Genomic DNA, 11,973 nt, shown 5'->3' with positions numbered 1-11,973 from the left:
CTACGCTGGCCAGTGTGTCGTGTTCGACATATCCATATCGGTATGCTGAACATCTGGGCCCATGACAATGCGACTGCCTTTTTGAATGAATACCGCCACATCATTAAGTGTAAGTATCTCTTCCTTATATTGTTCTCCTTGCACGACTTCATCGGTACCCAAACGCACCCATTCACCTTTTGGCAAGTAGTACTTAATTTTTCCGCCAGGCACAACACAAGGTACGACAAGTAAATCATCACCGCACATAAATTGTTGTTCAAAACTGTGAGAAAGCGGCTGGTCAGGAAAGGCTAACGCCATAGCTCGCTGAACCGGCAGGCCCGTAAGAGATGCTTTTTCTGCGGTTTCTTTAAGGTATGGAATAAGCTTGTATCTTAGTTTCAGCGCTTCAAACACTGCATCTGAAGCTTCATCGCCGTAAGACCAGGGTTCACGAGGGCCAATACCGTGCAATCTCATGTGAGCGCTAAATACCGACGCTTGTGCCCATCTGACATATAGCTCTGCATCTCGGGTGTCTTTGTAAAACCCGCCTATATCGGTAGCGAAAAAAGGTCCGCCTGACATTCCCCAGGACAAGCTGCCACGGATACTTGCTGCGAGCCCGTGCCAATCTGCTTGTGGATCGCCGCCCCACTGTGAAGGATAACGCTGGCTTCCCGTCCATGCTGAACGGCTAAATAAGAACGGGCCAGTTTTGCAGTAAGCCTCGGCCGCCTCATAGACACAGCGGTTGTAGAGCATACTGTAAACGTTGTGCAGACGATTGCCAGAATCACCGCTATAAGACAGCATATTGTCGTCTTCTAGCTGCTCGCCAAAGTCGGCCTTGATCATGTCTACGCCAAGGTCAAAAAGAGGTTTATGCGAGGTTTTCCAAAACTCGTAAGCTTCTGGATTGGTAAAGTCTAAAATACCTGAGTCTGGTAGCGGTGTAAGCACTTCACCAAATGGACTCAAATCCCATTCGTAGCGATACGCTTCGCCAGTGCGTTTATCTTTTATGAGCCAGCCTTTTTCTGCAGCTTTTTTATAGAGTGGGTTTTTCACTGAAATCATGGGGTATTCCCATACGCAGATTTTGAAACCTAGGGCTTTAAGCTCATCAATAACCGGCTGTGGATCTTCGTAGCGCTTAGGGTCCCACTCAAAAGCAAAGCGGGTATCAGTGTCTTGCCATGCGCGGCCATCGAGTGTTATTACATCGCAAGGCATGTTCTTTTCGCGCACCTCTCGGGCAACGGCGAGTAGCTCATCAGCATCTTTATAATATGCTTTAGAAAGAATGACGCCCAAACTCCACGTAGGCGGCGTTGGCGCAAAGCCTGTTAATTCGCTGTAGGTTTGAAGGTTTTTAGCTGGTGAGTCTTGATGGAACAAGAATATGTCGAGTACTTCATCTTCAACCAAGCACACATACGCTCGCTGTGACCAGAGCGCATATCCCACACCATGAGTAACAGGAGCTGGCGTGTGTACAAAGAGGTTCCAACCTTGTGGGCTCCATGCGTAAGGCGTATTTTTGTATGACTTCTCTGCGTTTACGCCCAAAGCATCATGATTGTACGAGCGAATAAGTTGGCCGCGTTTATTAAGCTTGCCCCATTTCTCGCCAAGTCCATAAACGGCTTCGTCGTAGCTTAGCTCTAAACTTACTAACCAACCCTTGTCAGTTTTAGCAAACGGCGGCAAGCGATGCTGTCGCACAAAGTGGCCGTCAGTGGCGCTTTGCTGAACTAAAACGTCATTTTTATATAGTTTGAAATGAAGAGGAGCGGCAAAAATTTCTAATCGATAGTCACCTGCTGCCAGAGTACTGTGGGACTTGTCACCGGAAAGTACCAATGTTTGTCTATCGGGTGCTTGTGTTAGCATTCCAAAGTCATCAGTTATGTTTGCATCACTTTGAATACGTAAACCAAACTGGCTGATACTTAGGCTCAACTCGCCGTGTTGCGTAGGGACGATAAGTGTTTTATCGTCAGACAAAAAGGGCTGCTCAGTAATGTCAGCGGCTTTAATATCGTTCCAATCTGGCTCAGTTACACAAAAAGCGTTACTCATTTTTACATTACCCTTGATGTCTTATATAAGACATAAGTTAATGAAATGTAACTTAGGTGTCAATCTGCAATTAGTAAATTATGAAGATTTAGATTCGGAGTGGCTTCGCTTTGATGCGTTTGTAGCTTATTAAGTTCTGTTCCTTATCACTGAAGTTTGGGTTAAAAGGGCTTAAAAGCTTATGTTTTTCACAATTAGCGTAACGCCACTTAGCGCGAGCATGGTTAACGCCAGTAATCTCACTGAAGATGCTGACACTCGCGCAGCCAGCACGCGGCCTACTCGTGTAAATATAAGAATGACTGGCACTGCGAGTAGTGCAGAAATCACAACGTCTATCGAGGGGGGTGTGCCGAAAGGTACTATGGCAAGACGTATCAATGCGGTTACGCTAAATACGGCCAACAATGTAGTGCGTATTTCATTTATCGGCCATGTTTGACGATAACACTGAAACACCACAGGAGGGCCAAAGGTCGAGAAAAGGCCGCCGAGCAGCCCTCCTAAGGCGCCCGCAATAGAAAAACCATAAGCGCGGCCTGATGGCTGTACTTGCTTTCTCTTTATTAAAAGTAGGCCGCAGCAGCTTAAAATAGCGAAGCCTAGTAACAGGTTTAACCACGTAGCCATACCTATCGATAAGTATTCTAGTAGCGCATAACCAATCGCCATAAAAGGAATGCCGCTAATAAGTATTATTTTAAATGCACGCGAATTAATTTGGTTACGATTTTTGGCAACTAAGCTAACCGAATTAAAAAGGCTTAAAAAGCTCACCATAAATGTTGTCGCGGTAAGCGGCATGATACCGAATAAGGTAAAGCTAGATACCACCATTAACCCAAAGCCAAACCCGCTTAGGGTTTGCAGGAGCGTCGCAAGACCTAGCAGCGCAAACATGGGCAGCATTGTTTCCAAAAGCATTTACGTTATTCCTATGATGTATGTGATTTAAATCAAAAATGCGCTATAACTCTTGTGTATGATATAAAAACAAAAATTAAGCATTTAGGTTAGAGTTCATGTCTTCATCTCAATTCGATCACAAACTCAGCGGTCCAAGTCTTGCCTTTCAGCCTCTATACCAACAAGTAGCTGAATACATCAAGCAGCTTATAGTTGAGCGTCGATGGCAACCCGGTGAAATGCTGCCTAGTGAGTTCAAACTTGCTGATGAATTCAACGTGAGTCAGGGAACGGTTCGCAAAGCGTTAACACTGCTTACTGACACTAAAATTGTAACCCGCAGGCAAGGCGTTGGTACATTCGTTTCTGAACATACCGCTCAAGATGCATTATTTCGTTTCTTTCCATTGCAAGCCGACGGAAAGGGTGCTGACTTACCTAAAGCAGAGCTAATAAGCAAAGAGCTGGTAGAGCCCAATGAAACGGTACAGGGGGCCCTTGCTTTAACGGCAAAGGATAAAACCGTGAAGCTTAAACGCAGGCGCATACTAGAAAACGAATTTTGTATGCTAGAGACTATTTTCCTGCCTTCCAAAATGTTTCTTAATATCGAAAAACGTGAAGACATTCCTCACACGTTGTACCATTTTTATCAGACTGACTATAACCAAACTGTTTTTAAAACCCGTGACAGCATTAAGGCTGTTCTTGCGTCAAAAAGTGATGCGAAAAGCTTGGGTATTGAAAAAGGAACACCACTACTTTTGGTCACCCGCGTTACTGAATCTATTGACGGCAAGTTAATTGAGTATCGCGAAAGTAAGTGCAGAACCGACCATTATCATTATCAAGTTGAACTTGATTAATTTGATACACCCTAAGGAACCTTTAGGCTGAGTCATCTAGACGGTGGCTTTGCGCTTTTCGCTTACATTATCTTCTGTTTTGCTTCTTCTGTCGCTCATTCTTCACGCTAGAAAGCCGCACCCTAGATTGCTACTACTCTAAGTTAGCCACGGCCTGAATTAAAAAGCTTACGGCAGGTATCCATTCAGGTACCTTGATGCTAGCGCTAATCTTTTTATTTAGCTTGTTAACAGTTTGTTGACATAACAATATCTGTGTAATAACTTATGTCTTATACAAGACCAAAGTTTAAAGCTGAATTTATACAAGAGCATATTGATAAAGTAAAACAAATTAGCTTAATGCAACAAATTCTAAGGTGAATGAAACAATGAACAAGATACCAGAGGTAGGTTTTGGCTTTTGGAAAGTAGATACTGCCATTTGTGCCGAAACAACTTATCAAGCCATCAAAGCGGGCTATCGCCATTTAGATTGCGCAGCAGACTATGGTAATGAAAAAGAAGTGGGCGAAGGTATAAAGCGCGCTATTGATGAAGGTTTATGTACCAGAGAAGAGTTATGGGTAACATCAAAGCTGTGGAATACCTTTCACGCCCCTGAACATGTTGAGCTGGCGCTTGAAAAAACGCTATCTGATTTACAGCTAGACTACCTAGATTTATACCTAATCCATTTTCCAATCGCGCAAAAATTCGTGCCAATCGAAACACGATACCCGCCTGAATGGTTCTACGAACCAGATGCAGCTGAACCTAAAATGGAGCTTGCTCCTATACCGCTTCACAAAACATGGGAAGCCATGGAGGCGCTAGCGGATAAGGGGAAAATTAAACAAATCGGTGTGTGCAACTACAACACAGGCTTGCTTAACGACCTAGTGAGTTACGCGCGTATCAAGCCGGTCATGCTGCAAATTGAATCTCACCCATATCTTACTCAAGAACGTTTAATTCGCTTAGCGAAAGACTATGGTTTAAACGTCACTGCGTTCTCTCCTTTAGGTGCGCTTTCATACCTAGAGCTTGAAATGGCTGATCAGACGGAATCAGTGCTTGAGCAAAGCGTGGTAAAAGCTGCGGCAAAAGCCCATGGTAAAACACCAGCGCAAATTGTATTGCGTTGGGGTATTCAGCGCGGTAACGCCATTATTCCGAAAACGTCAAAAGTGGAACGTATGAAAGAAAACTTGGCGCTTTTCGATTTCTCACTAAGCGACAGTGAAATGCAGGCAATTTCTGCGTTAAACATGAACCGTCGATTTAACGATCCGGGTCACTTCTGTGAAGCTGCCTTTAATCGTTTTCACCCCATTTACGACTAGGAGTTAACTATGAAAAACGTCAATAACAGCTCTGCAGTAGCGTACGCAAGCGTACCTACACAGCACAACTATAACGGCGGCGTATTCCCTGAAATAGTCGTGAACAATGAAAACTGTTCCACCGTAGAGGAAACCGTTGCCTTTGTTAAAGCTAATCAAGCAGAACTTGAAGCAAAGCTTGCTAAATCTGGTGCGCTGCTTTTCAGAGGGTTTCCTCTTGATTCAGCAGAGACTTTTGACGTTTTTTCAGCAGGCTTCGACTATCCTAACTTTACTTACCAAGAGTCGCTGTCTAACGCGGTGCGTATCAATTATACCGAACGGGTGTTTACCGCAAACGAAGCGCCTAAAGATGTAGAAATTTTTCTTCATCACGAAATGGCGCAAACGCCTATTTCTCCCAGCAAGCTTTTTTTCTTCTGTAAAACCGCAGCGGACGAAGGAGGAGCAACGCCTCTGTGTCGCTCAGATAAATTATTTGAAGCGTTGAAAGCTGAAAACCCAGCACTAGCAAACGATTTTAAAGAGAAGGGTCTGAAGTACACGACCACAATGCCAGCAGCAAATGATGCCAATTCTGGTCAAGGGCGCAGTTGGAAGAGTACGCTGAGCGTTGAGACGGTGGAAGAAGGCGAGGCTAAACTTAAAGAATTAGGTTATAGCTGGGAATGGTTGGAAAATGGCAGCTTAAAAGCTATCACTCCCGTACTGCCTGCGGTCATCGAGTTAGATGACGGCTCTGAAGTGTTTTATAACCAACTTATCGCAGCCTATATGGGCTGGAAAGGCGTTCGCGAGAACCCATCCTCAGCAATAACGTTCGGCGACGGTAGCGCTATCCCAAAAGAGGGGTTAGAACGTGTAGCTGCGCTATCAGAAGACTTTACGTTTGACTTAGAGTGGCAAGACGGTGACGTAGCAATTGTTGATAATTATCGCGCAATGCACGGACGTCGTCCTTACTCTGGTGACCGCAAGCGTGTAGTACTTGTGGCCTTGGTTGCGTCAGAGCGATGATGGCATGAATGACATAGCAGTAAAGTGTAAAAACATTTGGCCTGGGCTGGGTATTGCTACCATAACAGGCATGGCGGCGCTGTTTTTAAGTGAGCACTACAATGCCCCTGCTATGTTGTTCGCATTATTGTTAGGCATGGCGGTATCGTTTCTTTATCAAAACGATACGCCATGCGCTTGCGGTATCGACTTTACTGCAAGTACGCTGCTTCGCGCAGGTGTCGTTTTGCTTGGCTTAAGAATAGCCCTAGGTGATTTAGCGGTATTAGGTTGGCAAACGGCACTCATGCTCGCTGGCGCCATATTCACCACGATTGTATTGGGTGTGGGACTGGCAAAAATATTAGGACTTCAAAAGCGTTTCGGAGCGCTTACCGGCGGCTCCGTTGCTATTTGCGGTGCCTCTGCAGCCCTTGCGATCTCTACTATTCTCCCGAAAGGTGAAAACCACGAGCGAGATACGTTACTTACCGTTATCGGCGTAACGGCTATGTCTACTATCGCCATGGTGCTTTACCCGCTAATTGCGGGGCAGTTAGGTATGACAGATACCGAAGCTGGCATCTTTCTCGGCGGCACAATTCACGATGTAGCACAGGTAGTAGGTGCAGGTTACTCAGTGTCAGAAAGCGCTGGTGATATGGCGACACTGACCAAATTGGTTCGCGTTGCCATGCTCATGCCGGTGGTATTGATCATGATGCTTGTCATCAAGCGTTTCTATAAAACCAATACCCAAGCAGAGGGCGGTGAAGTACCTAAAATGCCGCTGTTTCTCATCGGGTTTATTGCGTTAATGCTGCTCAATAGTTTTGTAACGTTACCTGAATTTGTGATTGAAGCAGGCACGCAGGTTTCTCGTTTCTTTCTGGTGGTTTCCATTACTGCTATCGGCATGAAATCAAACCTGGGCAAGCTTGCCGAAGTGGGTGTGCTCCCCATTGTAATGATAGTCGTTGAAACCCTATGGATTGCGCTGCTTATTCTTGGTTTTCTTTACGCCATGTAAAGGCAGTTCATCATTTTACAGCTGCACGTTCTGCACATAATGCGTTTGTATCGATAAGGTGGTCTAAGTGAAAAAACACGGTCTTCACGAACTTTATGCTAAAGACCCTGTAAAAGCCGACGAACAGGTTTTTCAGCAAACTAGCAACACGCTGACTCGGCGCGGTTTTATTAAAGGCCTGAAGTCCCTGTCTTTGTTGCTTGGCGCTGAAGTCGTTTATGGTCAATTTATGCCGGCAGGTCTTATTCCTGCTGCATTTGCCCAGGACGAAACACCATTTTCTATAGAAGGCAAAGACGGCTTAACCATACTCAACGACAGACCACTAAACGCAGAAACCCCCGCACACATGTTAGATGATGCGGTGACACCCGCCTCGCGTTTTTTCGTGAGAAATAACGGTATTCCCCCGCAAAAGCCAGACGCGAGCGCTTGGACTCTCACCATTGAAGGAGAGTCTGCAGAACGGTCGAAGACCTTTACCCTTGAAGAGCTTAAAGCTCAGTTTAAGCATTATACCTATCAGCTAACGCTAGAGTGTGGCGGAAACGGGCGTGCCGAGTTCTCTCCGGCAGCCACAGGTAATCAGTGGACAACGGGGGCGGTAGGCTGTCCGAAATGGACTGGGGTAAGGCTCAAAGACGTACTAGAATCAGTGGGAGTAAAGGATGACGCGGTTTACATTGGCTATTATGGCGACGATCAACACTTGAGTCGAACGCCGGGAAAGGCGGCTATTTCGCGGGGTGTACCTATTGATAAAGCGATGGAAGATGAGTCGTTAATTGCATGGGCTATGAATGATGAACCGCTTCCCTTAATGAACGGCTATCCGCTTCGACTTGTATTTGGCGGCTGGCCTGCATCAACGTCAGGAAAATGGCTCAAGAAAATAGTTATTCGGGATCGTATTCACGACGGTGCGAAAATGCTAGGAAAGGCCTATCGGGTTCCATGTAAACCTGTTGCGCCTGGCGCTAAAGTCGCCGACGAGGACATGTGTATTATTGAAGCCATGCCGGTTAAGTCGCTAATTACGTTCCCTAAGTCTGGCAGCGACCACCCTCTGGCAAAGAAGCTGGACGTTCGCGGTCATGCCTGGAGTGGCGAGGGCAAAATAGCCAAGGTGTTTACCTCTATTGATTTTGGGCAAACATGGCAGCTGGCTCATTTGAGTGCGCCAGCAAACAGGCATGCGTGGCAGCAATTTCGTGCACAGGTCAATTTTCCTCAACAAGGCTATTATGAGGTGTGGGCGAAAGCACAAGACGAACATGGAAAAGCACAGCCTATGGTGTTGCCTGGCTGGAACCCCAAAGGTTACTTAAATAATGCCTGTCATCGAATTGCTATTCGCGTTGTGTGAAAGTAATGATCCCAGTTTTTGAAAGGGCGAGTGCTGCGTGAATAATCTCAAAAGACAACCGTACATCTCTGGCTTACTTGTTTTTATTGGCTTTATTTTATCTTTTGCCGCACTTCATACTAGCTATGCGAGGGCGGGCGAAAAAGGACAGGTAATCAAGGGGACGTCTATGACTGTTGCCAAACCTGAAATAGACGCCCAATCTGGTTTGGTGAAAGCAGAAGGCTTTAATCTAGTACTCGCCCATTGTAGCGCATGCCACTCTCCTTCTCTTATTACACAAAATGCAATGAGTCGAGAGCGCTGGCTGGGCACTATCCGATGGATGCAGGAGACACAAAAGTTGTGGGCTCTAGGAGAAGCTGAACCTGTCATTCTGGATTATTTATCAACCTGGTACGGACCAAAAAAAAGTGCAAGGCGCCCTCAGCTTTCACCTCACTTATTACCTAAACAATGAACTAGAAAGAATTTAGACGAGTTTTTTCTTAAGCTTCTCAATTTTATACCGATATTTAGATAACAACGCTACTTCAGGCTAATAGGTAAACTGCCTGAAAATCTGTTAATGTAAAATTAATTTCATAAATACACTGGTAATCAAAAAATGTTTGTATCTCGCAGTAAATACGAAGAAAAAGAATCTCAAGTGCGGGCGTTAGAGGCAAGAGTTCAAGATGCGTTAGATAAAATTGAGCGACTCGAAGCTGAAAACAGCCAGCTAATTAATACAATAGAAACTGCGAGTAATCAAAGCTCATCGGTCGCTGACTCTACCGTAGTAAGATGCTTGATAGATGCGCTAAGACAATTAGAGGGTGTGAGAGAGACCGTTCTAAGTTCTTATGAACGAATCAATGCAGAAAGCCAATCTATTGTGAATATCAATGATTTATTCAGCGAATCAGCTTCTACACTGAATAAAATTGTTTCAGATATGAGCGGTCTTAATGTACAGATGGGGAGTATGAGCGAGCGTATTTCTGGCTTATCTACTACTGCTGACAACATCAACAAGTTCGTCACCACCATTACAAGCATTTCCGATCAAACTAACCTCCTTGCACTTAATGCGGCGATTGAGGCTGCGCGAGCGGGAGATGCAGGAAGAGGCTTTAGCGTAGTGGCCGATGAGGTTCGCGCACTAGCGACTGAGACAAACAAATCAGCTACGGAAGTATCTGAGCTGGTCAACGGTATCATCCAGTCGACATCTAAAGCTGTTTCTGGTGTGAATCAGCTTCGCGGTAACAACGAACAGTTAGAGAAAGGCATCAATCAACTCAATGGCAGTTATGAAATCATGGTACAGCACTGCGATAGTATGAAATCTACTATCAGCGAAGGTGCCATGGCTACATTTATACAAACTGTTAAGTTAGACCACGTAGTATGGAAAGCTGATGTCTATTCAGTCTTGTGTGGATATAGCACCAAATCGCTTTCTGAATTTAGCGACCACGTAAGCTGTCGATTAGGGCAATGGTATCGTGAAAATGCGAGTAAACCTATTGGGCAGACTGCTGCTTTTAGAGAGATTGATGCACCACATGCAAAAGTGCATAGCAGCGGCGTAGCTGCTATTCAAGCTAAACAAAATGGCAATGATGATGAATCAGATGCTAAGCTTTTAGAAATGGAACAAGCAAGCGAAAGGGTAATGACGCTACTTGATAGGCTACTTGGTTAGCCTATTCAAACTGGTATCAGTTTGATAGGTCAACAAAAATTCTTCGTTAGCAAACACAGCGTTGGGCTTCTCATTGAGTGAATCATCAAAATCCACTGAACAAGAGCGCATTTTAGCGTTAGAAGCCCGCGTTAATTCCCTAGAGCGTCAGTTAAAACGCCAGAAATCGGCGCGAAAAAACGCCGAGTCATTCCTCGAAACCTACTCCCAAGATGCGTATCTCGCGAACCAAGCGTTAAGAAAAGCCCTTAACGACTCAAAGAAGCGGGAACGTGAACTGCTTTATCTTAATCATACCGCGTCCGAACTTACTCAGGCAAAATCTTCGAAAAGTCTCATAATTTCAGCCCTAGAGTCTGCGGTAGAATTTAGCGGTGCATATTGTGGTAAAGCTTTCTCGGTTAAAAATGGAAGATTATGCCTAGGCGATGACGACCGTGTTTTGGTAGATGGACAAGGTTGGATAACGTCTCATGCTTTAGCGGAATTAATGTTAAAAGAGACGCCACTAGATTTAAGGGAAAGCTATTCTCATTGGTGTGTGAGTGTCGTAACGCGGCCAGATACAAATCAAGAAGCTCGCTTGCTACATTTTATGCATGAAATGTCAGAAGGCCAATATACGTGGTTGGTACTACTCACCAAGGATGATCATCTCGAAGAAGAGACACTGTATGTGTTAGACACAACAAAGCACTATTTAAATATCACCTCTCGATATCAAAATAAAAAGAGTGAGCTGAGTATTAGGCAAAACGAATTAAGTCGCATTAAAAAAGACCGCGATTTTTTAGAAGAAAGGCTTGTTAGTGCAGATAAAATGGCGATGCTTGGTCAACTTGCTGCCGGTATTGCTCATGAAATTAACAACCCCATTGGCTATGTGCGCAGTAACACTGTAGTGGCTAAAGATATTTTTAACGAATATCAACGTGCGCTAGACGAAATTGGCGGCCTATGTAAAGTTGCGGGTGGTGAAGTAGAAGAAAAGTTCTTACAGCTTGAGAAACGATTTGCTTTACGTGAAAGCGCCTCAGAAATCACCGAAATGTTTGATGAATCTCAAGAAGGAATAGAGCGAATAATAGACATAGTCAAAGCTCTGCGCAGCTTTTCCTATCCTAGTGGTGGTAAGTATTCTGAAATTAGTGCCATCGAAGCAATGAACACGGCTATCAAGCTAACTAATAACCTGCATAAATATCGTAATAATGTTGTGTTCGACGCGCCAGAAGAAGATGTTTACTTCAATGGAAATTCAGGTCAAATACAACAAGTGCTGGTTAACCTTTTAACAAATGCTATTCACGCCACGCCGCAAGATAATAAAATAGAATTACGAATAGAAAAGAGTGAATACAATTTGTTCCTTATCATCGATGATGAAGGCGAGGGCATGTCGCAAGAGGTTCAGGACAAAATATTTACGCCCTTTTTTACGACTAAACCTGTGGGCGAGGGAACCGGGTTGGGAATGTCAATTTCAATGACCATTATCGAAGAGCATAATGGCAAGATAGATATCGTTAGTGAAGAGGGCAAAGGTACAAAAGTCACGGTCGTTTTGCCTTTCATCTAAAGTTTAATGTCTTACTCTAAGTTGTTGGTAAAATAAATTTTTTTCTAATTTACTTTCCGCACTAGACAGAAGCGTTTTATGATCTAGTCTTATGAGAAAGCATTGCTTCCAATAAAACGGACCCACGCTTTGCGAATTGGAGACAGTA

At 44.6% G+C, this 11,973-nt stretch carries 10 protein-coding genes; 8 read left to right on the top strand and 2 right to left on the bottom strand.

Going from position 1 to position 11,973, the window contains the following annotated elements; all coding sequences use genetic code 11:
* Complete coding sequence (locus ACM0P2_RS18525) at nt 1-2,067, bottom strand: alpha-xylosidase (RefSeq protein ID WP_419226969.1); 2,067 nt, start codon at nt 2,065-2,067, stop codon at nt 1-3.
* A gap of 171 nt (nt 2,068-2,238) precedes the next feature.
* Entirely contained in the window at nt 2,239-2,991 is a 753-nt protein-coding gene (locus tag ACM0P2_RS18520) for a TSUP family transporter (RefSeq protein ID WP_419226968.1), read from the bottom strand.
* A 98-nt stretch (nt 2,992-3,089) separates the two neighbouring features.
* On the opposite strand from ACM0P2_RS18520, the gene ACM0P2_RS18515 reads away from it, so the two are divergent.
* The 8 genes from ACM0P2_RS18515 to ACM0P2_RS18480 all read left to right on the top strand — a co-directional run bounded on the left by ACM0P2_RS18515 (nt 3,090) and on the right by ACM0P2_RS18480 (nt 11,825).
* A complete protein-coding gene (locus ACM0P2_RS18515; protein WP_419226967.1) occupies nt 3,090-3,839 on the top strand; it encodes a GntR family transcriptional regulator in 750 nt (249 codons plus the stop codon).
* A 371-nt stretch (nt 3,840-4,210) separates the two neighbouring features.
* Nucleotides 4,211-5,164 carry an aldo/keto reductase gene (locus ACM0P2_RS18510; protein WP_419226966.1) on the top strand — a complete coding sequence of 318 codons (954 nt, stop codon included), beginning with the start codon at nt 4,211-4,213 and terminating at the stop codon, nt 5,162-5,164.
* A 9-nt stretch (nt 5,165-5,173) separates the two neighbouring features.
* Nucleotides 5,174-6,181 carry a TauD/TfdA family dioxygenase gene (locus ACM0P2_RS18505; RefSeq protein ID WP_419226965.1) on the top strand — a complete coding sequence of 336 codons (1,008 nt, stop codon included), beginning with the start codon at nt 5,174-5,176 and terminating at the stop codon, nt 6,179-6,181.
* A 4-nt stretch (nt 6,182-6,185) separates the two neighbouring features.
* Nucleotides 6,186-7,190, top strand: coding sequence for a YeiH family protein (locus ACM0P2_RS18500; protein ID WP_419226964.1), 1,005 nt, complete (start codon nt 6,186-6,188; stop codon nt 7,188-7,190).
* 67 nt (nt 7,191-7,257) lie between these two features.
* On the top strand, nt 7,258-8,556 hold the full coding sequence (locus tag ACM0P2_RS18495; protein WP_419226963.1) for a sulfite oxidase: 1,299 nt from the start codon (nt 7,258-7,260) through the stop codon (nt 8,554-8,556).
* Nucleotides 8,557-8,725: 169 nt separating this feature from the next.
* Nucleotides 8,726-9,016, top strand: coding sequence for a hypothetical protein (locus ACM0P2_RS18490; RefSeq protein ID WP_236547171.1), 291 nt, complete (start codon nt 8,726-8,728; stop codon nt 9,014-9,016).
* A gap of 147 nt (nt 9,017-9,163) precedes the next feature.
* Nucleotides 9,164-10,246 carry a methyl-accepting chemotaxis protein gene (locus tag ACM0P2_RS18485; protein ID WP_159119760.1) on the top strand — a complete coding sequence of 361 codons (1,083 nt, stop codon included), beginning with the start codon at nt 9,164-9,166 and terminating at the stop codon, nt 10,244-10,246.
* Nucleotides 10,247-10,319: 73 nt separating this feature from the next.
* Nucleotides 10,320-11,825, top strand: a complete 1,506-nt coding sequence (locus ACM0P2_RS18480; protein WP_159119759.1) for a sensor histidine kinase — start codon at nt 10,320-10,322, stop codon at nt 11,823-11,825.
* Nucleotides 11,826-11,973: the final 148 nt, after the last annotated feature.

The sequence above is a fragment of the Alteromonas sp. OM2203 genome (genome assembly GCF_048517045.1).
Lineage (GTDB): Bacteria > Pseudomonadota > Gammaproteobacteria > Enterobacterales > Alteromonadaceae > Alteromonas > Alteromonas gracilis.
Note: the sequence above shows the minus strand (reverse complement) of the source record. Positions and strands in the feature narration are given on the sequence as shown.